Annotated in this window: 25 protein-coding genes; 16 read left to right on the top strand and 9 right to left on the bottom strand. The window is 56.2% G+C overall.

Annotated elements, in window-relative coordinates:
• Nucleotides 1-17 precede the first annotated feature (17 nt).
• Nucleotides 18-1,343: an amidase gene (locus B9Z35_RS04920; protein ID WP_108282500.1), complete on the bottom strand. Its 1,326-nt coding sequence runs from the start codon at nucleotides 1,341-1,343 to the stop codon at nucleotides 18-20.
• A gap of 68 nt (nucleotides 1,344-1,411) precedes the next feature.
• Between B9Z35_RS04920 and B9Z35_RS04915 the strand changes: the two genes are divergently transcribed.
• Both B9Z35_RS04915 and B9Z35_RS04910 read left to right on the top strand, forming a co-directional pair.
• A complete protein-coding gene (locus B9Z35_RS04915; RefSeq protein ID WP_108282499.1) occupies nucleotides 1,412-1,825 on the top strand; it encodes a thiol-disulfide oxidoreductase DCC family protein in 414 nt (137 codons plus the stop codon).
• Nucleotides 1,826-1,907: 82 nt separating this feature from the next.
• Nucleotides 1,908-2,180 (top strand): hypothetical protein, encoded by a 273-nt coding sequence (locus tag B9Z35_RS04910; RefSeq protein ID WP_199219767.1) that lies wholly within the window; start codon nucleotides 1,908-1,910, stop codon nucleotides 2,178-2,180.
• A 123-nt stretch (nucleotides 2,181-2,303) separates the two neighbouring features.
• Here B9Z35_RS04910 and parC read toward each other — a convergent pair whose 3' ends face one another.
• Together parC and B9Z35_RS04900 are read right to left on the bottom strand one after the other, a co-directional pair.
• Nucleotides 2,304-4,655 carry a DNA topoisomerase IV subunit A gene (gene parC, locus B9Z35_RS04905; RefSeq protein WP_108282498.1) on the bottom strand — a complete coding sequence of 784 codons (2,352 nt, stop codon included), beginning with the start codon at nucleotides 4,653-4,655 and terminating at the stop codon, nucleotides 2,304-2,306.
• Complete coding sequence (locus B9Z35_RS04900) at nucleotides 4,652-6,631, bottom strand: DNA topoisomerase IV subunit B (RefSeq protein WP_108282497.1); 1,980 nt, start codon at nucleotides 6,629-6,631, stop codon at nucleotides 4,652-4,654. Before B9Z35_RS04900 ends, parC begins: the two co-directional genes overlap by 4 nt.
• Nucleotides 6,632-6,774: 143 nt before the next feature.
• Between B9Z35_RS04900 and B9Z35_RS04895 the strand changes: the two genes are divergently transcribed.
• From B9Z35_RS04895 to B9Z35_RS04875, 6 genes are read left to right on the top strand one after another with little or no spacing between them, the layout of a single operon-like run.
• On the top strand, nucleotides 6,775-8,001 hold the full coding sequence (locus tag B9Z35_RS04895) for an MFS transporter (protein ID WP_199219766.1): 1,227 nt from the start codon (nucleotides 6,775-6,777) through the stop codon (nucleotides 7,999-8,001).
• Nucleotides 8,002-8,018: 17 nt separating this feature from the next.
• On the top strand, nucleotides 8,019-8,165 hold the full coding sequence (locus tag B9Z35_RS12950; RefSeq protein ID WP_158268115.1) for a hypothetical protein: 147 nt from the start codon (nucleotides 8,019-8,021) through the stop codon (nucleotides 8,163-8,165).
• 1 nt (nucleotide 8,166) lies between these two features.
• The gene (locus B9Z35_RS04890; protein ID WP_108282496.1) at nucleotides 8,167-8,724 is read left to right on the top strand and encodes a bifunctional 2-polyprenyl-6-hydroxyphenol methylase/3-demethylubiquinol 3-O-methyltransferase UbiG; all 558 of its coding nucleotides are present in this window, start codon (nucleotides 8,167-8,169) and stop codon (nucleotides 8,722-8,724) included.
• 55 nt (nucleotides 8,725-8,779) lie between these two features.
• Complete coding sequence (gene dapA, locus B9Z35_RS04885) at nucleotides 8,780-9,673, top strand: 4-hydroxy-tetrahydrodipicolinate synthase (RefSeq protein WP_108282495.1); 894 nt, start codon at nucleotides 8,780-8,782, stop codon at nucleotides 9,671-9,673.
• Between the two features lie 20 nt (nucleotides 9,674-9,693).
• Nucleotides 9,694-10,794: an outer membrane protein assembly factor BamC gene (gene bamC / locus B9Z35_RS04880; protein WP_370444109.1), complete on the top strand. Its 1,101-nt coding sequence runs from the start codon at nucleotides 9,694-9,696 to the stop codon at nucleotides 10,792-10,794.
• A gap of 15 nt (nucleotides 10,795-10,809) precedes the next feature.
• Nucleotides 10,810-11,595, top strand: a complete 786-nt coding sequence (locus tag B9Z35_RS04875; protein WP_108282494.1) for an MBL fold metallo-hydrolase — start codon at nucleotides 10,810-10,812, stop codon at nucleotides 11,593-11,595.
• 68 nt (nucleotides 11,596-11,663) lie between these two features.
• On the opposite strand, the gene B9Z35_RS13025 is transcribed toward B9Z35_RS04875, so the two are convergent.
• Both B9Z35_RS13025 and B9Z35_RS04870 read right to left on the bottom strand, forming a co-directional pair.
• Nucleotides 11,664-11,840 carry a hypothetical protein gene (locus B9Z35_RS13025; protein ID WP_199219765.1) on the bottom strand — a complete coding sequence of 59 codons (177 nt, stop codon included), beginning with the start codon at nucleotides 11,838-11,840 and terminating at the stop codon, nucleotides 11,664-11,666.
• A 154-nt stretch (nucleotides 11,841-11,994) separates the two neighbouring features.
• On the bottom strand, nucleotides 11,995-13,134 hold the full coding sequence (locus tag B9Z35_RS04870; RefSeq protein ID WP_108282493.1) for a cupin domain-containing protein: 1,140 nt from the start codon (nucleotides 13,132-13,134) through the stop codon (nucleotides 11,995-11,997).
• 19 nt (nucleotides 13,135-13,153) lie between these two features.
• Between B9Z35_RS04870 and B9Z35_RS04865 the strand changes: the two genes are divergently transcribed.
• Nucleotides 13,154-13,678 carry a peptidylprolyl isomerase gene (locus B9Z35_RS04865; protein WP_108282492.1) on the top strand — a complete coding sequence of 175 codons (525 nt, stop codon included), beginning with the start codon at nucleotides 13,154-13,156 and terminating at the stop codon, nucleotides 13,676-13,678.
• A gap of 1 nt (nucleotide 13,679) precedes the next feature.
• Here the strand turns inward: B9Z35_RS04865 and dut are convergent, their stop codons facing one another.
• Together dut and coaBC are read right to left on the bottom strand one after the other, a co-directional pair.
• Entirely contained in the window at nucleotides 13,680-14,129 is a 450-nt protein-coding gene (dut, locus tag B9Z35_RS04860) for a dUTP diphosphatase (protein ID WP_108282491.1), read from the bottom strand.
• 31 nt (nucleotides 14,130-14,160) lie between these two features.
• Nucleotides 14,161-15,375 (bottom strand): bifunctional phosphopantothenoylcysteine decarboxylase/phosphopantothenate--cysteine ligase CoaBC, encoded by a 1,215-nt coding sequence (gene coaBC / locus B9Z35_RS04855; RefSeq protein WP_108282490.1) that lies wholly within the window; start codon nucleotides 15,373-15,375, stop codon nucleotides 14,161-14,163.
• A gap of 69 nt (nucleotides 15,376-15,444) precedes the next feature.
• On the opposite strand from coaBC, the gene B9Z35_RS04850 reads away from it, so the two are divergent.
• Genes B9Z35_RS04850 through B9Z35_RS04825 form a run of 6 tightly spaced genes read left to right on the top strand, consistent with a single transcriptional unit; the run spans nucleotide 15,445 to nucleotide 20,836 of the window.
• Nucleotides 15,445-17,097, top strand: a complete 1,653-nt coding sequence (locus B9Z35_RS04850) for a CTP synthase (RefSeq protein WP_108282489.1) — start codon at nucleotides 15,445-15,447, stop codon at nucleotides 17,095-17,097.
• A gap of 21 nt (nucleotides 17,098-17,118) precedes the next feature.
• Entirely contained in the window at nucleotides 17,119-17,976 is an 858-nt protein-coding gene (gene kdsA / locus B9Z35_RS04845; RefSeq protein WP_108282488.1) for a 3-deoxy-8-phosphooctulonate synthase, read from the top strand.
• 54 nt (nucleotides 17,977-18,030) lie between these two features.
• Nucleotides 18,031-19,314 carry a phosphopyruvate hydratase gene (gene eno, locus B9Z35_RS04840; RefSeq protein WP_108282487.1) on the top strand — a complete coding sequence of 428 codons (1,284 nt, stop codon included), beginning with the start codon at nucleotides 18,031-18,033 and terminating at the stop codon, nucleotides 19,312-19,314.
• Between the two features lie 9 nt (nucleotides 19,315-19,323).
• Nucleotides 19,324-19,596 carry a cell division protein FtsB gene (gene ftsB / locus B9Z35_RS04835; RefSeq protein WP_108282486.1) on the top strand — a complete coding sequence of 91 codons (273 nt, stop codon included), beginning with the start codon at nucleotides 19,324-19,326 and terminating at the stop codon, nucleotides 19,594-19,596.
• Nucleotides 19,593-20,204: a nicotinamide riboside transporter PnuC gene (pnuC, locus tag B9Z35_RS04830; protein ID WP_233246467.1), complete on the top strand. Its 612-nt coding sequence runs from the start codon at nucleotides 19,593-19,595 to the stop codon at nucleotides 20,202-20,204. The genes ftsB and pnuC overlap by 4 nt, the downstream gene beginning before the upstream one ends.
• On the top strand, nucleotides 20,201-20,836 hold the full coding sequence (locus B9Z35_RS04825; protein WP_233246466.1) for an AAA family ATPase: 636 nt from the start codon (nucleotides 20,201-20,203) through the stop codon (nucleotides 20,834-20,836). Before pnuC ends, B9Z35_RS04825 begins: the two co-directional genes overlap by 4 nt.
• 6 nt (nucleotides 20,837-20,842) lie before the next feature.
• On the opposite strand, the gene B9Z35_RS04820 is transcribed toward B9Z35_RS04825, so the two are convergent.
• Complete coding sequence (locus B9Z35_RS04820; RefSeq protein WP_108282484.1) at nucleotides 20,843-21,817, bottom strand: Hsp33 family molecular chaperone HslO; 975 nt, start codon at nucleotides 21,815-21,817, stop codon at nucleotides 20,843-20,845.
• On the bottom strand, nucleotides 21,817-22,341 hold the full coding sequence (locus B9Z35_RS04815) for a gamma carbonic anhydrase family protein (protein WP_108282483.1): 525 nt from the start codon (nucleotides 22,339-22,341) through the stop codon (nucleotides 21,817-21,819). The genes B9Z35_RS04820 and B9Z35_RS04815 overlap by 1 nt, the downstream gene beginning before the upstream one ends.
• Before the next feature lie 38 nt (nucleotides 22,342-22,379).
• Between B9Z35_RS04815 and B9Z35_RS04810 the strand changes: the two genes are divergently transcribed.
• Nucleotides 22,380-23,183, top strand: a complete 804-nt coding sequence (locus B9Z35_RS04810; protein WP_108282482.1) for a ferritin-like domain-containing protein — start codon at nucleotides 22,380-22,382, stop codon at nucleotides 23,181-23,183.
• The last annotated feature ends 1 nt before the right edge of the window (nucleotide 23,184 follow it).

Here is a 23,184-nt window from a genome sequence, read left to right as displayed (position 1 = left end):
AATGCCACCATTGTGGTCTAAGCATGTAAAGAATTGATTAAGTTTTCTAAAGCCAACGCCACCCGCGCCAAATGCGCGTCTTGGCCAGCAACGCTAGACACCATCAAGCCCACAGGCAGCTCGCCCGCTTCATGGCACGGCAAGCTCCAGGCACAACCATCCATGTAGTTGATGGTCGAGGGGTTGCGCAGCAACAAACGATTCACTTTGAAAAACGCCTCATCGTCTTTGAGCAAGGGCTCAATCAGTGGTGAGACCATCGGCACTGTGGGGCACAACATGGCGTCAAAGCCTTGCAGCGTTTGTTGAGCGGCTGAAATCCACGCATGGCGGCGGTTGTGCAGCTCTAGGTAGTCTTGAGCGCTAATGCCTTTGCCAAGCATCATGCGAGCCACCACGCGGTGGTCAATTTGATTCGCCCCGCGCTCTAGGCGTGCATGGTGTGCGGCGAAACTTTCGATCGGTGAAAAGCCGCCGGGCATGCTGAGCGCGGCAATGTCGCCCAGCGCTGTGAAAGGTATCTCCACCACCTGAGCGCCCGCCTCGCTGATGCGTCGCAGCGTGCGCGCAAAGGCCTGGGCCACAGTGGCATCCACATCGTCCATCATCAAGGTTTGCGGCACGGCAAAACGCAGGCCGCGCAAGTCGGTGGCATCGGTTGGCAATGCTTGTTGCGACAGCACCGCATCCACCGCCAAACAAGCCCGCACTGAGCGGGTGATGCTGCCTACGGTGTCAAGCGTGCGAGACAACTCCATCACACCCGTGCATGGAATGCGCGCTTGCGTGCTCTTGTAGCCCACCAAGCCACACAGCGCGGCGGGGATACGAATGGAGCCGCCCGTGTCTGTGCCAATACCCACCTCGGCCAGCCCCAAAGCCACCGACACTGCAGCGCCCGACGACGAGCCTCCGGGCACACGTGCGTGGGTTGTGTCAGCAGGGTTTGCAGGCGTGCCGTGGTGTGGGTTGATACCCAAGCCCGAGAACGCAAACTCGCTCATATTGGTTTTGCCCAGCACCACCGCGCCTGAATGACGCAAGCGTTGCAGCACAGGTGCGTCGTGCAGCGCAGGCGCTTCGCCTGCACACACCACACCGCCCGCCATGGTGGTCTCGCCAGCCACGTCGATGTTGTCTTTGATCGTGATGCACACGCCGTGCAACGCACCTAGGCTTCGGCCGGCTTGCGCCTGTGCATCGCTGTGCTGCGAGGTGACGCGTGCAGCATCTGCATAGAGCTGTGTAAATACATGCTGCGCGGCAGGGCTGGCTGCATTGTCTAAAGCGCTGGCCACGCGTTCGGTGGCTGTGGTGGAGTTATCAAAGCAGGCTTGGGTCATGCGGTGAATTCTGCCCGATTACCCTTTGTGCAGCACCGCGCTTGGTAGGCGTGCTAGCCTACGTTCCGATGCAAACCACAACTGCCACCACCACGCCCGAACTCACGCTGTACTACGACGGCCAGTGCCCGCTGTGCGTGGCCGAGATCGATTTTTTACAAAGCCGCAACGCACAGGGCCAGTTGGCCTTTGTGGACGTTACCCAAACGGGCTTTGAGGCGGCAGGGCACAACATCTCGTGCGAAGCCGCCATGGCGCAGATTCATGGCCGCACGGCTGACGGCCAAGTGCTGGTGGGTGTGCCCGTGTTTGCCAGCGCCTATCGGCTGGCCAAACTGCCTGTTTTGGCGTGGCTTTTGTCGCGCAAGTGGCTCATGCCGGTGCTGCAACCGGCCTATGTGCTGTTTGCCAAACACCGCCAAGCCATCTCAAAACGCATTGGCCCCAGCGTTTTGAAGTTTTCAAAGCGCTTTTTGCGGTGAATTTTGAGGTTTTTGAGGCCCGCTTGTCAGAACGGTTGATTAATTTGCGAAAATAGCATCTTTGCCTCGAGAACTAAAACGAATGTCACGCCCAGAAAAAACAGAAATCTCCAACGACGGTTTGCGCTACAAATCGAAAAAAGGCGGTTCACCCTTCGAAGGCCTCGGCCGCACCGGCGACACCATGAGCTGCATCAAGTGCGGCGTACACAAGCCCCGCAACAACGGTTCATTCAAGCGCATCTTGGGTTCATCTATGTTTGTGTGCTTTGACTGCAGCCCTCCCAAGAAAGAGGCAGCACCTGCAGACGGCGCTACCCCAGCGGCAGCCACCAAAGAAAAAGCCAAAGCTTAATTCTTGGCACCCCACAAAAAAGCGGCTCCTTGAGCCGCTTTTTTATTGCCTCAAACAACCTAGCAATTTAAAACGGCCCTTGCAAGCAAGGGCCGTTTCTATTTGAGTCACTAGTGCGTTACGTTATTCAACCCGCACCACCGCATTCGGCTTAAAGCCCAAGTCAGCCACTTTACCCTTCTTGGCGCGTGCCGCTTTGGCGTTGTTTAAGCTGCGAATTTCTAGCGTTTCTTCGCGCACTTTGCCGCCACGGCCAATGCCTTCGATGCGCACGCTGCGTGTGTACGCAGCCGCACCGGCCAAGGTGTCTTTGGCTTCTAGGTCGAGCAGCATCAAGCCGCGACCGCCCTTTTCCATGGCTTTGAGTTCAGACAACTCAAAGGTCAAGAAGCGCCCGCCCGAAGACGCACAAGCCACATGCGTGGCGGGTGCCACAGGCTGCGCGCCCGAGCCACCGCTAGCAGGTGATGGGCGGCAGACGGTTTCGCCCTCGCCCACGGTGATGAAGGCTTTACCGCCTTTGTTGCGCGAAATCATGTGCTCGATGTTGGCCATGAAACCATAGCCACCCGAGCTGCTGAGCAAGTACGTCGCGCCTGCAGGGCCAGCCACGTAGTGCAGCAACTGAGTGCCTGATTCCAAATCAATCAACGTGGTCACAGGTTGGCCATCACCACGCGCGCCGGGCAACGCCGACACGGGCACCGAGTAGATGCGGCCGTTCGAGCCAAACGCGATGAAGGTGTCCACCGTGCGGCACTCAAACGTGCCGTACAAGCCGTCGCCCGACTTGAAGGCGAAGGCGCTGGCTTCGTGGCCATGGCCTGTGCGTGCACGCACCCAGCCTTTTTCAGAAACCACCACGGTCACTGGCTCGTCCACCACCTTGACTTCGGCCACTGCTTTTTTCTCTTCTTGAATGAGCGTGCGGCGTGGATCGGCAAAGGTTTTGGCGTCGGCTTCAATTTCTTTGACCATCAAGCGGCGCAGCGCCGATGGGTTGCCCACGATGTCTTCGAGCTTGGCTTGTTCGTCGCGCAACTCTTTGAGCTCTTGCTCAATCTTGATCGCTTCCAAACGCGCCAGCTGACGCAGGCGAATTTCTAAGATGTCTTCGGCTTGGCGTTCGCTGAGTTTGAAGCGCTCCATCAGCGCTTGCTTGGGCTCGTCGCTCTGACGGATGATGGCAATCACCTCGTCGATGTTGAGCAACACCAACTGGCGGCCTTCCAAGATATGGATGCGATCCAGCACTTTGTTCAAACGGTGCTGCGAGCGGCGCAGGATGGTGGCAGAGCGGAACTCAATCCACTCGGTCAACATCTCGCGCAGCGACTTGGGCACAGGACGACCATCAATACCCACCATGGTGAGGTTGATAGAAGACGAGGTTTCTAGGCTGGTGTGCGCCAGCAAAGTGGTGATGAGTTCTTGCTGCTCAATCGTGCGGGTCTTGGGCTCGAACACCAAACGCACAGGGGCGTCTTTGCTTGACTCATCGCGCACCACGTCCAACACGGCCAAGATGGTTGCCTTGAGTTGAGTTTGCTCGGCGCTCAGCGCCTTCTTGCCTGTCTTGACCTTGGGGTTGGTGAGCTCTTCAATCTCTTCCAAGACCTTTTGGCTGCTCACGCCAGGTGGCAGTTCATTCACCACCAATTGCCATTGGCCACGGGCCAAGTCTTCAATGACCCAGCGGGCGCGGACTTTGAGTGAACCACGGCCTGTACGGTACGCATCGGCAATGTCTGATGCGCTGCTGATGATTTGGCCGCCACCGGGGTAATCGGGCGCGGGCAAGATTTGTAGCAACTCTTCGTCGCTCATCTTGGGGGTCTTGATGAGTGCCACGCACGCATCGGCCACTTCGCGCAGGTTATGACTTGGAATTTCAGTGGCCATACCCACCGCAATACCGCTGGCACCGTTGAGCAAGGCAAATGGCAAACGGGCGGGCAACTGCTTGGGTTCTTCGGTAGAGCCGTCGTAGTTGGGCTGAAAGTCCACCGTGCCTTCGTCAATCTCGTCCAGCAAAAGCGTTGTGATTTTGGCCAAGCGGGCTTCGGTGTATCGCATGGCCGCAGCGCCGTCGCCGTCGCGTGAACCAAAGTTACCTTGACCGTCAATCAGCGGGTAGCGTTGCGCAAAGTCTTGCGCCATGCGCACGAGGGCTTCATACGCTGCGCTGTCACCGTGGGGGTGGTAGCGGCCCAGCACGTCACCGACCACGCGGGCGCATTTGACCGGCTTGGCACCTGTGTTGTTGTTTGGGCCGCTGTAGCCGAGGCCCATGCGGGACATCGAATACAGAATGCGCCGCTGCACCGGCTTTTGGCCGTCGCACACATCGGGCAAAGCACGGCCTTTGACCACGCTGAGCGCGTATTCAAGGTAGGCGCGTTGGGCGTAATGGCCCAGCGCGATGTCGCCATCGTTATCAGCGGTGGGCAGCTCGGGGGTTAACAAATCGGTCATACGTCAATCTCAATCGAATCGCCATGCAGTTCCATCAACTCACGGCGTGCGGCGGCTTCGCCTTTACCCATGAGTTGTGTGATCAAACCTTCGGTGGTTGCAAAGTCCAGCAAGCCCAATTGCACGGGCATGAGGCGACGGGTGTCGGGGTTGAGGGTGGTGTCCCACAGTTGTTCGGCACTCATCTCGCCCAAGCCCTTGAAGCGGCTGATGCTCCATTTGCCCTCACTCACGCCGTCTTTGCGCAGCTTGTCGAGGATGGCGGTGAGTTCACCTTCGTCCAAGGCATACACCTTGGTGGCTGGCTTTTTGCCACGCGCCGGTGCGTCCACACGAAACAGCGGTGGACGCGCCACAAACACATGGCCCGCTTCGATGAGCTTAGGAAAGTGACGGAAGAACAACGTGAGCAACAACACTTGAATGTGTGAGCCGTCCACGTCCGCATCACTCAGGATGCACACCTTGCCATAGCGCAGACCGCTTAAATCGGGCGTGTCGTTGGGCCCGTGCGGGTCCACACCAATCGCTACAGAAATGTCGTGAATTTCGTTGTTGGCAAACAAGCGGTCACGCTCGACTTCCCACGTGTTCAACACCTTGCCGCGCAGCGGCAGGATGGCTTGGCTTTCTTTGTCGCGGCCCATCTTGGCGCTACCGCCCGCAGAGTCACCCTCGACCAAGAACACTTCGTTGTGCGCAATGTCTTTGCTTTCGCAGTCGGTTAGCTTGCCCGGCAATACCGCCACGCCTGAGCCTTTGCGCTTCTCGACTTTTTGGCCGGCTTTTTGGCGCGTTTGTGCGGCCTTGATGGCCAACTCGGCCAGCTTTTTGCCGTACTCAACGTGCTGGTTGAGCCACAGCTCCATGGTGGGGCGCACATAGCTCGACACCAAGCGCACAGCATCGCGTGAGTTGAGGCGCTCTTTGATTTGGCCTTGGAACTGAGGGTCGAGCACCTTGGCGCTCAGCACATAGCTGGCTCGGGCAAACACGTCTTCGGGCAAGAGCTTGACGCCCTTGGGTAGCAAGGCGTGCAACTCGATAAAGCTTTTCACCGCGTTGAACAAGCCATCACGCAAGCCGCTGTCGTGCGTGCCGCCGGCGCTGGTGGGGATCAGGTTGACATAGCTCTCACGCACGGGCTGGCCGTCTTCGGTGAAAGCCACAGCCCATGCTGCGCCCTCACCTTCGGCAAAGCTGTCGTGGTTGCTATCGGCATAGCCATCGCCTTCAAACAAAGGAATAACGGGGTCGCCGTGCAGGGTCTGCATCAAATAGTCACGCAGGCCGCCTTTGTAGAGCCAGTTTTGCGTGTCTTTGGTTTTTTCGTTGATGAGCGTCACGCTCACGCCGGGCATGAGCACGGCTTTGCTGCGCAACAAGTGCACCAGCTCGTTCATCGGCAAGGCCGAGGATTCAAAGTATTTGGCATCGGGCCACACGCGCACCGATGTGCCCTGCTTGCGGTCGCCTGCTTCTTGTTTGCGGGTGGTGAGTTTTTCCACCACGTCGCCACCTGAGAACACCAAGCGGGCCACTTGGCCTTCGCGGTGCGAGGTAGCTTCCATGCGTTTGGCCAGCGCGTTGGTCACGCTCACACCCACGCCATGCAAACCGCCGGAGAAGCTGTATGCGCCGCCTGAGCCTTTGTCGAACTTGCCACCTGCGTGCAAGCGAGTGAACACCAGTTCAATGACGGGTGCTTTTTCTTCAGGGTGCATGCCAAACGGAATGCCACGGCCATCGTCGTCGATGCTGACCGAGCCATCGCTGTGCAGCGTGACGCTGATCTTTTTGCCGTGACCAGCGAGGGCCTCGTCAGCCGCGTTGTCCAACACCTCTTGGATGATGTGCAGCGGGTTGTCGGTGCGGGTATACATGCCCGGACGTTGCTTGACGGGTTCGAGTCCTTTGAGGACGCGAATCGAGCCTTCCGAGTACTGGGGCGGTGTAGTGGGTTGCTTTGTTGCCATGGGGCGGCATTGTAGACAGTTTCAAATCGGATACTGTATAAAACAACAGACCGACAGTTTTCGCAAATTAAATCAAGGACTTGGCAGGAAGCAAAAAACCTCCGTGACAGCGGCTTGAGTCGGCATTGGTTAAAGTCAGCACCATGACCAACCAACACAAAACACTGCCCATGTGGCAAGTGCTGGCCTGCGGGGCAGCCATCGTCACCTTGTCTATGGGCGTGCGCCACGGCTTTGGCCTGTGGCTGCAACCCATCACCCAAGCGCAAGACTGGACCCGCGAAAACTTCGCCATGGCGATTGCCATTCAAAACCTGACTTGGGGTGTGGCAGGCATCTTCTCGGGCATGTTGGCTGATCGCTTTGGCGCGTTCCGTGTCATCGTGACCTGCGCGGTGATGTATTCCCTCGGCTTGATTGGCATGGCGTATTCGGACACGCCGGCCCTCTTCACCGCGACAGCGGGCGTCTTGATTGGCATTGCCCAAGCAGGCACGACCTACGCCGTGATTTACGGCGTGATTGGGCGCAACGTGAGCGCGGCCAAGCGCTCGTGGGCCATGGGCGTGGCGGCAGCGGCAGGTTCATTTGGCCAGTTTTTAATGGTGCCCACTGAGGGCTACCTGATCAGCACCTTTGGTTGGCAAGAGGCTTTGGTGTGGTTGGCGCTGTCGGCCATGCTCATCATTCCCCTCGCCTATGGTTTGCGTGAGCCCGGCTTTGCAGGTGGGGCAACGCCGCATCGCGACCAATCCATCCTGCACGCACTGCGCGAAGCCATGAACTACCGCAGTTTTCAGCTGCTGATGGCAGGCTACTTTGTGTGTGGTTTTCAAGTGGTGTTCATCGGCGTGCACATGCCCAGCTACCTCAAAGACCATGGCTTGTCGCCCGAAGTGGCCAGCATTGCCTTGGCACTGATTGGCTTGTTCAACGTGTTTGGCACCTACATTTCGGGCAGCTTGGGCCAGCGGATGGCCAAGCGCAAAATTTTGTCGTTCATTTATTTCTCGCGCTCGGTGGCCATCGTGCTGTTCTTGTGGGCGCCCCTCACGCCGATGAGCGTGTACATCTTCTCGAGCGTGATGGGCCTGCTGTGGCTCTCCACTGTGCCGCCCACCAATGCGGTGGTGGCGCAGATTTTTGGCGTGGCGCACTTGTCGATGCTGGGCGGCTTTGTGTTCTTCAGCCACCAAATTGGCAGCTTCATGGGCGTGTGGCTCGGCGGCTACTTGTACGACAAAACCGGCAGCTACGACATCGTTTGGTACATCTCGATTGCGCTGGGCGTGTTTGCGGCGCTCATCAACATGCCGGTCAATGAAAATGCCATTGAGCGCAACGATTCACCTAAAACCGTTGCGGCTTAAGCACTGAAATCCAAACCATGATGCGTCGCCTGACCAGCCCCACCTTGATTCGCCAAGTTGCGATTGGCTTGGTGTGCGTGGGCATTTTGTTGGCGGTTTTGTCTATGTATTTACGGCCCGAGTTCTTGCTGACCTTGGCCGACCAAGTCTGGGGATGTTTCTGAGATGAGCACTGTGCTTCATGGGCAAGAGCCCACATCGAGTTGGGTGGCCCGTTGGTCGCACCTGTTGCCTACTGGCTGCCATGTGCTGGACTTGGCCTGCGGACATGGCCGCCACATGCGCCACTTTGCAGCTCTTGGCCACCCCGTCACAGGCGTGGACCGCAACCCAGATGCCATCGCCGCCGTCAGCCCCTTGGGCGAAGCCATGTGCGCGGATATCGAAAACGGGCCTTGGCCCCTGCAAGGCCGCACTTTTGGTGGCGTGGTCGTCACCAACTACCTGTGGCGTCCGCTGTGGACCAACATCTTGGCCAGCCTCGCACCCAACGGCGTTCTGATTTACGAAACCTTCTCTGCGGGCAACGAAACCGTGGGCAAACCTTCTCGCCCAGACTTTTTGCTGCACTCCGCCGAGCTGCTGGCCGTGTGCCAAGACCTGCGCGTAGTGGCGTTTGAAGAAGGCTTTTTGGCCGAACCCGATCGTTTTGTGCAACGCATCGTAGCCGTGCTCGAGACGCAAGGCACACAAACACCTGTGCGTTACTCACTTTCGAACTAAAAACAGCGTTCGCAATCGCTAGAATGAACGTTTTTCCTTGACCGAACTCGCGGACATGACACCCATTACCGGCAGCATCGTGGCTTTGACCACCCCCATGCACACAGACGGCAGCGTCGACTACCCCACCCTGCGCAAACTCATTGATTGGCACATCGCCGAAGGCACCGATTGCATCGGCGTTGTGGGCACCACAGGCGAGTCACCCACCGTCAACGTGGAAGAGCACTGCGAAATCATCCGCGTGTCTGTCGAACAAGCTGCCAAACACGCCGAACGTCACGTGCCCATCATGGCTGGCTGCGGCGCGAACTCGACCGCTGAAGCGATTGAGCTGGCCAAGTTTGCCAAAAAGGTTGGTGCACATTGCCAACTGCAAGTGGTGCCCTACTACAACAAGCCCACACAAGAAGGCCAATATTTGCACTTCAAAGCCATCGCCGAAGCGGTGGACTTGCCCGTGATTTTGTACAACGTGCCCGGCCGCTCTGTGGCCGATATGGCGCACGACACTGTGCTGCGTTTGGCCCAAGTGCCAGGCATCGTGGGTATCAAAGAAGCCACAGGCAACATCGAACGCGCCGAGTGGTTGATTCGTGATGTGCCCAAAGGCTTTGCCGTCTACTCGGGAGACGATCCCACCGCCGTGGCATTGATGCTGTGCGGCGGCCAAGGCAACATCAGCGTGACCGCCAACGTGGCCCCACGCTTGATGCACGAGTTGTGCATGGCTGCCATTGCGGGTGACGTGAAGCGCGCCATGGAAATTCAATTTAAGTTGATGCCTGTTCACAAACACCTGTTTGTGGAAGCCAACCCCATCCCCGTGAAGTGGGCGATGCACCGCATGGGCCTTGCAGGCCCAACGCTGCGCTTACCCATGACCGAACTCACCAAGGCGAATGAGCCTGTGGTGGAAGGCGCGTTGCGCGCTGCTGGTTTGATCTAACCGTTACAAAGGCCTTGGCTGTGAAAATTTCTTCTGCTTTGAATCGCACCGCGATTGCGTTAGCTGCGTTGGTATTGGTCAGCGGTTGCGGATCAATCATGGACGGCAGCAAGGTCAATTACAAAACTGAAGGTGGCACAAAAGTTGTGCCACTCGATATTCCACCTGACTTGACACAACTCACACGCGATACCCGTTATGCCGTACCAGGTGGGTCTATAACCGCCAGCAGCATGGGTATTCGTCCGGCACCAACAGTGGCAAGCACAGCAGCCAGTCAAGTCAACGATGTGCGCATCGCACGCGATGGCAAGCAACGCTGGTTGGTCGTCAACCGATCGGCTGATGTGGTGTGGCCCATCGTCCAAGATTTTTGGAAAGAAAACGGCTTTGAGTACGTGATCGAACAACAACAAATCGGTTTACTCGAAACAGAATGGTCAGAGAACCGCGCAAAGATCCCACAAGACTTTTTGCGCCGGACGCTTGGCAAAGTACTTGATGGTTTGTATTCCTCAGGTGAGCGCGATAAATTTCGCACACGCATCGAACGCAACACAACAGGCGGCGTCGACATTTTTGTCACGCACCGAGGCATGTCTGAGGAATACAAGGATTCATCAAAAACATCAACAATTTGGCAACCTCGGCCGAATGATCCCGAGCTAGAGGCTGAATTTCTAAGCCGTCTGATGATCAAACTCGGAGTATCTGCAGAACAAGCCAAAGCAAGTACGCAACCCGCCGAAGTAGCGTCAACTAAAACCACGCTAATCACCAATGGCAACGCGTCAGTGTTGAATATCCCGGACTCTTTTGATGTTGCTTGGCGACGCGTTGGTGTTGCTCTGGATCGGACTGGGTTTACGGTAGAAGATCGCGACCGCGCCCAAGGTGTTTATTTTGTGCGTTATGTTGACACATCTACCAAAGATGAAAAAGGGTTTTTCAGCAAGATGTTCAGTAGCTCTGCTGCGGAAACAGGGCCTGTCAAATATCGGATTGCAGTTCGTAAGACAGACAGCGCCACCGAAGTTACCGTCCAAAACGCTGCAGGCCAAACTGAGAACAGTCCCGTCACACAGCGTATTTTGAAGCTGCTGGCTGACGACCTGCGTTAATCCGAAGCATGCGCCATGTTGCGCTTTAAAAGCTTAGGTAGCGGCAGCACTGGCAATGCCACTTTGGTAGAAGTTCAAAGTGGCATTCACACCACCCGACTACTCATAGATTGCGGCCTTCGCTTACGCGATCTAGAAACGCGACTGATCGAAGCAGGTACATGCGCTGAGGATCTTGACGCCATCTTCATCACCCACGAACATGGCGATCACATAGGCTGCGCACGCAGTTTGGTCAATCGCTACTCAACGCCACTTTGGATGAGTCAAGGCACTTGGCTAGCTGTCAGCGATGAGGCTTGGACCGCACACCAACACTTGCTGAATGTAGCGCGTGACGGATGCACGATTGAAATTGGCAACTTGCAAGCCTTTCCATTCACAGTACCTCACGACGCTCGAGAGCCATTGCAATTGCGATGCAGCGATGGCGACCGGCACTTGGGCGTGGTCACCGATTTGGGACACATCTCTTCACACGTGATCGAATCATTGCAAGGATGCCATGCTTTGTTATTAGAAGCGAACCACGATCCAGACTTGCTAAAAGCTTCGGGTTACCCAAGTTTTTTAAAACAACGTGTGGCAGGGCCGTGGGGGCATTTGGCCAATGAAGCTGCTGCTGAACTCCTGAGTCACCTCAAACATGACCAACTGGACTATGTTCAAGCCGCGCATTTGAGTGAGCGAAACAACACGCCTGAATTAGCGCGCGCAAGTTTGAGTGCTGCGTTGGGATGCGGCTTGATGGATATTGATGTGGCTCATCCAAGCTCTGGCTCAAAATGGGTACAAGTTTAAATATCACTTTGATGCAGCCATAAAAAAAGCCACCCTAAGGTGGCTTTTGCGTTCAGTTTGAAAACTGATTACTTGCTAGCAGCGTCAGAGGCTGGAGCAGCGGCTTCAGAGGCCACAGTAGAAGCAGCTTCAACAGCAGCAGAAGCAGCAGCAGGAGCGGCTTCAACAGCAGGAGCTTCTTTTTTGCCGCAAGCGACGAGAGCGGCAGCAGCCAACAAAGATGCCAACAGGATTGACTTGTTCATGTGAATTTTCCTTAAGGGGGGATGAAAACAATTTCCGGAAATTGCTGTGGCTTTCACCACAACCAAACTAAGGAGCTCGAGCTCTTCAATTCAGAGCAGGATTATAGGGTAATTCCTATGACCTATCAAAGCGGCTGTCAGCTGCACGTCAAAGTCACGGTTTTGATGCACCAGGATGGAGCCAACCATCATCACACCACTCCATCATCAAACTCAGCGCCTCTGTACTGGCTTTGGCCAGATCTACTGACGTTAATTCCCGCGCATCAGCCAATTGGCGCATCAATGCAGCATCCTTGCCTGCAGCCCGCCAGCTTTCACCATTCAAAAAGATGTGATGTGCGTCGTACATCATCTTGCTTCGTCGGTCTAAACGCACGGATTTGAGTCTATTGGGCGTATCACCAATTTCAAACCAAACATTGGCTTTTGGCTCAGTCAAATATTCACCCAAAGCGCGTTGCAGCGCTTTAGGATCTTTTAATGCTTTTTGCAGGGCTGATTTCGCAAATTCAGCCAAACCTTCAGGCATGGCAGCAGGTTTGGACACAGCAGGCTGAGTAGCGTCTTTGTACAAATCGCAACCTGCCGCATCTTCAGCGCCTTCGCTCAAACGCACCAACAACTCACGTGCTAAGTCGCCGGTTTGAGGTACACGAAAGCCCACTGAGTACGTCATGCACTCGCCCTGTGCAATGCCATCGTGCGCATAACGCGGTGGCAAGTAGAGCATGTCGCCAGGGTTGAGCACCCAATCATGTTCGGGCTTGAAATTGGCCAAAATTTTCAACGGCATGTCGGGTACGAGCGACAGGTCTTTTTGTCGACCAATGCGCCAGCGGCGTTGACCGTGAGCTTGGAGTAAAAACACGTCGTAGCTGTCAAAGTGCGGGCCCACGCCGCCGCCTTCGGTGGCATAGCTGATCATCACATCGTCCAAACGGGCGTCTGGGATGAAACGGAATTGCTGCATCAAAGCAGCCACGCGGTCGTCGTGTAAGTCCACACCTTGCACCAACAAGGTCCAATCACGCTCGGTCAGCTTGGGGATGGCGCGGCGCTTGAAGGGGCCGCGCTGCATCTGCCAGTCGCGCTTGCCGCCGTTGGCGCCGATGACCAAGCGAGACTCGACCTCGTTTTGTTCAGCCAAGTCAAACAACTCAGGACGGCTGAGCAAGGCTTTGAATTCGGGGATGGCTTGGCGCACCAACAAGGGCTTGCGCTGCCAATAGGTGCTCATAAATTCGGCAGGGCTGATGCCGCCGAGCAGGGTCAGGGGTTTGTTCACATTCATCGTGCGACAATTTTGCCTTATGGAAATTACACAACACTGCGTGGTCGGCTTAACTTGGACCTTGAAAGACACTTTGGGCGAGGTGCTGGACGAATTGGACAGCCCAGTCGAATTTTTGGTGGGCGGCGATGACTTGCTGGCCAAAATCGAAGAAGCCCTGCAAGGCCATAGCGTGGGCGACCACATCGATTTGCAGCTCGAACCCGAAGAAGCCTTTGGCGACTACGACGAAAACTTGGTGTTTTTAGAAGCGCGCTCGCGCTTCCCCAAAGAGCTGGAAGAAGGTCACACGGTTGAGGGTCACGCTCTGCCCGCGGGCTGCAACCCCGATGCGCCACAAGACTTGCTCTACACCGTGACCGAGCTCTACCCCGAGCATGTGGTGTTAGACGGCAATCACCCACTGGCAGGCATTGCGATTCGCATTCACCTCGATGTGCAATCGGTGCGCGAGGCCACGCAAGAGGAACAAGAGCGCGGCACTTTGGGCACTGGCTTTTTCAAGATTGAAGCGCAAGCACCGGGCAACGATTTGTTGCACTGATTTACTTCTTACCGGTCGAGCCGTAACCGCCCTCACCGCGCTCAGTGGGCGCTGCAAATTCGTTCACCACATTGAACTGAGCTTGCACCACAGGCACGATGACCAGCTGAGCCAATCGCTCCATCGGCTCCAGCGTGAATGCCACATCGCTGCGGTTCCAAGCGCTGACCATGAGTTGGCCTTGGTAGTCGCTGTCAATCAACCCGACGAGGTTGCCCAACACAATGCCGTGTTTGTGGCCCAAACCCGAACGAGGCAAGATGAGCGCAGCATAAGAGGGGTCAGCCAAATGGATGGCAATGCCCGTAGGCACCAATTGCCAAGCATTGGGTTCTAGCGTGATGGGGGCATCCAAACAAGCGCGCAAATCCAAGCCAGCGCTGCCAGGCGTGGCGTATTGCGGCAATTGGTCGGCCATGCGGGGATCAAGAATTTTGACGTCGAGTTTCATGTTGCTTCAATGAAAAAGTGAGTGTGAAAAATTAAGCTTTCAAGCGGCTAGCAATCTCGCCCACCAATTGACGCGCCAAAGTAAGTTTGTTGGCATGCGGCACTTCTTGATGACCTTGGGCGTCCACCAACAACAAGGCGTTGTCGTCCAACCCAAAGGTTGCAGGGCCAATATTGCCCACCAACAACGGCACGCCTTTGCGCTCGCGTTTGGCCGTGGCGTGCTTGAGCAAATCATGACTCTCGGCCGCAAAACCCACGCAATACAAAGCGCCGCTTTTGGCGCGGGCTGACTGAGCCACGCCAGCCAAGATGTCTGGGTTTTCTATGAAGTTAAGTTGCGGCAATTGACCCGAACCGTCTTTCTTGATCTTTTGCCCAGCCACATCGGCCACGCGCCAATCGGCCACGGCCGCCGTTGCCACAAACAAAGATGCCGCATCCACATGCAGAGCCACTGCTGCTTGCATGTCCAAAGCCGAGCGCACATCCACACGTTGCACCCCGCGCGGCGTAGGCAGATGCACAGGGCCAGCGACCAAGGTCACCTCAGCGCCTGCTTCGCGTGCAGCGCGAGCTATAGCAAAGCCCATCTTGCCGCTGGATAAATTGGTGATGCCACGCACAGGGTCCATGGCCTCATACGTAGGTCCAGCCGTCACCAGTACATGCTGGCCTGCCAAAACTTTAGGCTGGAAGAACACAATCAGATCTTCCAAAATTTCTTCGGGCTCCAACATGCGGCCATCACCCGTTTCGCCGCAAGCTTGTTCGCCTTGGCCTACGTCCAGCACATGCGCGCCATCAGCCTTGAGTTGCGCCATGTTGCGCTGGGTAGCTGGGTGCTGCCACATTTCGCGGTTCATTGCAGGAGCCAAGATCAGGGGAACGCTTTCAATCGGGCGGGCCAAGCACATGAGGCTGAGCAAATCATCGGCGCGACCGTGCAGCAGCTTGGCCATGAAGTCGGCGCTGGCAGGTGCCACCACGATGGCGTCGGCCTCGCGGCTCAAATTGATGTGCGCCATGTTGTTGGGCTCACGCGCATCCCATTGCGAGACATAAACCGGCCGGTTGGACAAGGCTTGCATGGTCACAGGCGTCATGAACTGGGCTGCAGCCTCAGTCATGACCACTTGCACCGTCGCCTCAGCTTTGACCAAGGCACGGCACAGCTCCGCTGCTTTGTAGCAAGCGATGCCACCACTCAAACCCAAAACAATGTGTTTATTTGACAGATCAGACATGGCTCGCAATGTAGCAGAGCGCCTATAATTTCGATTTCCACCTACCGGGAGACAGTCTCCCGATCTGGCATGACCCAATTTGTATTCGTCACCGGCGGTGTTGTCTCTTCCCTAGGTAAGGGAATTGCAGCCGCCTCACTCGCCGCCCTCCTTGAGTCGCGCGGCCTCAAAGTCACCCTCATCAAGCTGGACCCCTACATCAACGTAGACCCAGGCACCATGTCGCCGCTGCAGCACGGCGAGGTGTTCGTCACCGAAGACGGCGCAGAAACCGACCTCGATTTAGGCCACTACGAGCGCTTCATCACGACGCGCATGAAAAAGGCCAACAACTTCACCACGGGCCAGATTTACCAAAGCGTGCTCGACAAAGAGCGCCGTGGCGACTATCTGGGCAAAACGGTGCAAGTCATCCCGCACATCACCAACGAAATTCAAGAGTTCATCAAGCGCGGGGCCGCGTATGACACGCCTGAAGCCGTGGATGTGGCCATTGTTGAAATCGGCGGCACAGTGGGTGACATCGAGTCCCTCCCCTTCCTCGAAGCCGCTCGTCAAATGAGCCTGAAGATGGGCGCACACAACACCGCATTTGTGCATCTGAGCTACGTGCCTTGGATCGCCGCCGCTGGCGAACTCAAAACCAAGCCAACACAACACACCGCACAAAAATTGCGCGAAATCGGTATCCAAGCTGACGCGCTGCTGTGCCGTGCCGACCGCCCAATTCCTGAAGAAGAACGCCAAAAAATCAGCCTGTTCTCGAACGTGACTGAATCGGGTGTGATCTCGATGTGGGATGTGGACACCATCTACAAAGTGCCTCGCATGTTGCACGAACAAGGGCTGGACAACTTGGTGTGCGACAAGTTGCGCATCAACGCCAAACCGGCCAACTTGCAACGCTGGGACGACTTGGTCCACGAAGTGGCCAACCCCAAAGAAGAAGTCACCATTGCGATGGTGGGCAAGTACGTCGATCTGTCTGACAGCTACAAATCGCTCAACGAAGCTCTGCGCCACGCTGGCATGAAGAACCATGCACGCGTAAAGATCGAGTACGTGGATTCTGAATTCATCACACAAGAAAATGTCAAAGATCTCGGCAAATTCGACGCTATTCTTGTGCCCGGCGGCTTTGGCATTCGCGGCGTGGAAGGCAAGATTTCTTCAGCCCAATTCGCTCGTGAAAACAAAGTGCCTTACCTTGGCATTTGCCTCGGCATGCAAGTGGCGACCATCGAATATGCCCGCCACATGGCAGGCCTGACAGACGCCAACAGCACCGAGTTTGTGCCAGACGGCCCCTACCCCGTCATCGCCCTCATCAACGAGTGGAAAGACGCAGACGGCAGCATCCAAACCCGCACGGCCGACTCCAACCTGGGCGGCACCATGCGTTTGGGCGCACAAAGCTCAGATGTGGCCCCCGGCACCTTGGCCCACAAGATTTATGGTGATGTGGTGACCGAGCGTCACCGCCACCGCTACGAAGCCAACGTGAACTACCTCGACGCATTGCGCAAAGCGGGCTTGGTGATTTCAGCGCTCACACAGCGCGAGCACCTCACCGAAATCGTCGAGCTGCCACAAACCGTGCACCCTTGGTACATGGGCGTGCAGTTTCACCCCGAGTTCAAATCGACCCCATGGGACGGTCACCCCTTGTTCAACGCTTTCGTCAAGGCGGCGTTGGACCACAAAGCTTTGGCTAAAGCCTAACTTTAGAAAACAGGACACACCATGAAACTTTGCGGATTCGATGTTGGCCTGAACCAACGTTTCTTTTTGATCGCAGGCACTTGCTCGATCGAGGGCTTGGAAATGTCCATCGACGTGGCTGGTCAGCTCAAAGAGATTTGTTCGGGCTTGGGCATTCCATTGATCTACAAAGGCTCGTTCGACAAAGCCAACCGCTCCTCTGGCAGCACCAAGCGTGGCGTGGGCATGGATGCCGGCTTGAAGATCCTCGACGAAGTGCGTCGCCAATTGCACCTACCCATCCTCACCGATGTACATGACGAATCGCAGGTCAAAACCGTGGCCAGCGTGGTTGATGTGTTGCAAACACCCGCCTTCTTGTGCCGCCAAACCGACTTCATCCGCGCTGTCGCGCAATCGGGCAAACCGGTGAACATCAAGAAGGGCCAGTTCTTGGCCCCTTGGGACATGAAAAACGTCATTGATAAAGCCCGCGACGCCGCACGTGAAGCTGGCTTGCCCGAAGACAACTTCTTGGCCTGCGAACGCGGCGTGAGCTTTGGCTACAACAACCTCGTGGCAGACATGGTCAGCTTGGCAGAAATGCGCAAGACCGGCGCGCCTGTGGTGTTTGATGTGACCCACTCAGTGCAAAAGCCGGGCGGCCAAGGCACTGTGAGCGGTGGTGCTCGTGAAATGGTGCCTGTGTTGGCCCGCGCAGGCGTGGCCGCAGGCGTGGCTGGTCTGTTCATGGAAACCCATCCTTGCCCTTCAGAAGCTTGGTCCGATGGGCCCAATGCCGTGCCATTGAACAAGATGAAAGCTTTGCTGGAAACTTTGGTCGAGCTCGATGCCGTGACCAAAAAACGCCCCTTCTTAGAAAACAACTTTGAGGCCTGAGTGCCACGCACGCAGCCACAAACCCCTTTTAAAACTTGAAATAGGAAAACACAAATGAGCGCTATCGTCGACATCGTCGCCCGTGAAATCTTGGACAGCCGCGGCAACCCCACCGTGGAATGTGATGTGTTGTTGGAATCCGGCACCATGGGTCGTGCTGCTGTGCCATCAGGCGCTTCCACAGGCAGCCGCGAAGCCATCGAATTGCGCGACGGCGACAAGAGCCGTTATCTCGGCAAAGGCGTGTTGAAAGCGGTTGAGCACATCAACACCGAAATCTCTGAAGCCATTTTGGGCTTGGACGCTTCTGAGCAAGCGTTCCTCGACAAGACCTTGATTGACCTCGATGGCACTGATAACAAGAGCCGCTTAGGCGCCAATGCTTTGTTGGCTGTGTCCATGGCTGTGGCCCGCGCAGCGGCTGAAGAGTCTGGCTTGCCTTTGTACCGTTACTTCGGTGGCATGAATGGCAACCAATTGCCCGTGCCCATGATGAACGTCATCAACGGTGGCGCACACGCCAACAACAACTTGGACTTGCAAGAGTTCATGATCATCCCCGTAGGCGCACCGACATTCCGCGAAGCCGTGCGTTACGGCGCTGAAGTGTTCCACGCCTTGAAGAAAATCATCCATGACAAAGGCATGAGCATTGCCGTGGGCGACGAAGGTGGTTTCGCACCGAACGTCACCAGCCACGAAGCTGCCATCCAAATGATTTTGGATGCGATTGCTGCTGCAGGCTACACCGCAGGTGAACAAATCGCTATCGGTTTGGACTGCGCTGCCAGCGAGTTCTACAAAGACGGCAAGTACCACTTGTCTGGCGAAGGCTTGCAATTGACGGCCCAGCAATGGACTGACATGCTGGCCACTTGGTGCGACAAGTACCCCATCATCAGCATCGAAGACGGCATGGCCGAAAACGATTGGGACGGCTGGAAAGTATTGACCGACCGCTTGGCCAAGAAAGTGCAAATCGTCGGTGACGACTTGTTCGTGACCAACACCAAGATCTTCAAAGAAGGCATCGACAAAGGCATCGCCAATTCGATTCTCATCAAGATCAACCAAATCGGCACCCTGACCGAAACCTTCGAAGCCATCGAGATGGCCAAGCGCGCTGGCTACACCGCCGTGATCAGCCACCGCTCTGGTGAAACTGAAGACAGCACCATTGCTGACATCGCTGTGGGCTTGAACGCCGGTCAAATCAAAACAGGTTCGATGAGCCGTTCTGACCGCATGGCCAAGTACAACCAACTCTTGCGCATCGAAGAAGACTTGGGCGACGTGGCGGTGTACCCAGGTCGTTCTGCCTTCTACAACCTGCGTTAATCGCTGGTCATGCTGCGCCCACTCCACCTCGTGCTGATTGCCCTGCTGCTTGTGCTGCAGGGCCAGCTGTGGTTTGGTCGCGGCAGCTTGCCAGACGTGATCCGTCTGCGCGAGGTATTGAAGGATCAAAAGCAGCAAAACGCTGCCGCGCAACTGGCCAACGACCGCCTCAGCGCAGAACTCCACGACCTCAAAGACGGTCTGGAAATGGTCGAAGAGCGTGCACGCTCTGAAATCGGCATGGTCAAGCCGAACGAAGTCTTCGTGCAAATCGCGAAGTGACCGAACTCCTTTTCTCGACCGCATTCACCCTTTGGGGCCTCGACACTTCTTGGCTTGAACTCATCGCTGTGCTGCTGGCCTTCGCGATGATCGTGTGCAACATCGTTGAGTTGCATTGGGGTTGGCCTTTGGCCGCTATCAGCTCTGTGCTGTATTTCTTTTTGTTTTGGAGCCAACGCTTGTATGGAGATGCGCTGTTGCAAGTGCTCTTCGTCGTCTTGGCCTTGTGGGGTTGGACTGTGTGGCTGCGCGGCATACAGGGCTCCGCCTTGCCCGTCACACGCATGCCTGCGCGCCAGCGCTTCACCTTGGCTTTGATGGGCAGCTTGCTTTGGCTGAGCACGGGTGCCGTGCTACTGAACTTCACCGATACCGATGTGCCTTGGTGGGACGCCTTCCCCACTGCCTTTAGTTTGGTAGGCCAATATTTGCTTGCACACAAGCGCTTAGAAAACTGGGCGGTTTGGATCATCGTCAACATCGTGGCTGCTGGGCTTTTTGCCTGGAAGGGCTTGTGGCTCACCACCCTGCTCTACCTCGCATTCATTGCACTCAGTGCGGTGGGTTGGCGCACATGGGCCCAGCACGCCCAAGTGGAAGCCGCATGAAAATTGCTCTGCTCGGCGCTGAAAGCACAGGCAAGTCACAGCTGGCTTTGGCCCTTAGCGCGCGTTTACAAGAGTCAGGCTTAACCGTGTACCGCGTCGACGAATACCTGCGCGAATGGTGCGACGCCCACCAGCGGACACCTCGCCAAGACGAACAGTTGCACATCGTCGAAACGCAAATAGAACGCGTACTGGCAACGCCAGCGCATGCCGTGGTGATTGCGGACACAACCCCTTTGATGACGGCTGTCTATAGCCAAATGCTGTTCAACGACGAGAGCTTGAATGCCATGGCCTTGGCGCATCAATCGGTATACAACGTCACCCTGCTCACTGGACTTGATTTGCCTTGGGTGAGTGACGGCTTGCAACGCGATGGCCCACACGTGCGTGAACCCGTCGATGCAGCCGTGCGGCACATGTTGGGCCTGGCTGGCCAGCCTTACCAAGTGGTTTACGGCACTGGCGAGCAACGCTTAGAAAACGCTTTGTTTTGCATTGGCCGCCAAGCACCAGACTGGGCCAAGCAGCTAGAACGCCCAGAGCCGCCCACACGCTGGAGTGGCCCGTGTGAGACCTGCGGTGACGGTGACTGTGAACACCGCTTGTTCACCAGCCTCGTCAAAGGCTGAGCCGCCTTATTGCAGCGATGAGGGTGCTGGTGGGGGCGTTGGTGTGCCAGTAAAGATTTGAGCTGCATCCACCGCGTCATAGCGGTATTGCTCGCCACAAAAATCGCAGCCCACCTCCACCTCGCCACGCTCGGCCAAGATGCTTTCCACTTCCTCAGTGCCCAAGCTGCGAATCATGTTGCTCACACGCTCGCGGCTGCATGAGCAGGCAAAGCTGGGCGTGAGTGGCTCGAAGCGCACGAGTTTTTCTTCCCAGAACAAGCGTCGCAAAATCGTTTCGGCATCGAGGCTCAGTAACTCATCGGCGGTCAAGCTTGATGCCAAGATAGAAATGCGGTTGTAGTCTTCGCTACGACCAATTTCGTCTTCATCTTCCATGCTCGCCTTGGCGGCCAAATTGCCCTCACCCTTGATGGGCAACCGTTGGATCAACAAGCCAGCCGCCGTAGTGTCGTTCGCGGCCAAAACCAAGGTGGTGTCAAGCTGCTCACTTTGCAACATGTAGTGCTGCAACACATCGCTGAACTTGTCGAGCTTGTTGCGATGATCGTCAAACAAAGGCACCACACCTTGGTAAGGCTGCTGGCCTGGCATTTTATTGAGCGGGTCGAGCGTGATGGCGCATTTGCCTTCGTTGTTGACGTTGACCATCTCGGGCAAGGTACTGGCATCGCCCAACTCGCCCACCACTTTGGCCGTAGCACGCAAGCTCAGGTTGGGTTGTACTTCGACCACGGCCAGCTTCAAAGGACCATCGCCAAAAATTTGCATCACCAAGGCACCGTTGAATTTGATGTTCGATTGCATCAGCACCGAAGCTGCCGTCATCTCACCCAGCAGATGGCGCACTGCCTCTGGGTAAGCGCCGGTTTCGGCATTGGCCGCACGGCGTTTGAGCACCTCTTGCCACACATCGGTGAGCTGCACCAACATGCCACGCACGGGCAAACCATCGAACAAAAATTTATGCAGTTGAGACATCAAGCAATTTTCTTTAAACCCGCTTTGAAGCGGTTTTTGTTAGTCACATAGTGTTGCGCACTGCGGCGCAACCCTTCAATTTGCTCATGAGTGAGCTCGCGCACCACCTTGGCAGGGCTTCCCAAAATCATGGAGCCATCTGGAAACTCTTTGCCTTCGGTCACGAGCGAGCCCGCGCCGACCAAACAGTTCTTACCAATCTTTGCGCCATTAAGCACAACAGCCCCAATGCCAATCAACGACTCATCACCAATCGTGCAGCCATGCAGCTGAACCATGTGCCCCACCGTCACATGCTTGCCAATGGTGAGTGGAATGCCCACATCAGCGTGCAACACGCTGCCGTCTTGGATGTTGGTGCCTTCGCCAATGCGAATGGTAGCCGTGTCGCCACGCACCACGCTGCTGAACCACACGCTGCTGTCGACGGCCATGTGCACATCGCCAATCACTTGGGCGTTGTCAGCCACCCAGGCCGAGTCGGCAATGTCTGGGGTCAGCGTATCGAGTTGGTAAACAGCCATGAAAGTCTCCTGTGATTTTGGTTTTTACAATTGTAAGGATGAGCCTACGCCCCCTAGCCCTGAGTGCCCTTTACTTGTGCGACCCCGATGAAAAATTCCAGGCGGTGCAATCACTATGGACACAACAAAGCCATATAGGCTTAGAAGAAACTCAACTCATCACTGCAGATGCTGGTTTGGCCATGCCTGGCCGCCCTGCGCTGCCGCGATTGATTCTCGCCAAGGATGTGCCCACACGCTCGCCTTTCACGCCTGATGGCTTAGCCGCTTTGTTGCATGCGGTCTGTCATATCGAATTCAACGCCATCAACTTGGCCTTGGATGCCGTCTGGCGCTTTCCCAATATGCCCAAGCCTTTTTATACCGACTGGTTGCGCGTAGCTTATGAAGAATCGCAGCACTTTGACATGTTGCACAAGCATTTGCGCAGCATGGGCTACACCTATGGCGACTTTGATGCCCACGATGGTCTATGGCACATGTGTCAGAAGACTGCGAACGATGTGCTGGCCCGTATGGCGCTGGTACCGCGCACACTAGAAGCCCGTGGCTTAGACGCCACCCCACTCATTCAAACCAAACTGCGTCAAGCGGCCACACCTGCCGCATTGCAAACTGTCGAACTGCTGGACGTCATCTTGCGCGACGAAGTAGGCCATGTGGCGATTGGTAATCACTGGTACCGCTGGCTGTGCGAACAACGTGGCCTTGATCCAGTATCACTCTATGGCGAATTGGTGTTGCGCTATGACGCCCCTAAACTTCGTCCGCCGTTCAACGAAGAAGCCCGCAAACGTGCGGGCTTTACAGAAGCAGAGCTAAGCTATTTGCTAGGTAGTTGAA

Origin of the sequence: Limnohabitans sp. Jir61 (genome assembly GCF_003063545.1) — a bacterium.
Classification (GTDB): Bacteria; Pseudomonadota; Gammaproteobacteria; order Burkholderiales; family Burkholderiaceae_C; genus Limnohabitans.
Note: the sequence above shows the minus strand (reverse complement) of the source record. Positions and strands in the feature narration are given on the sequence as shown.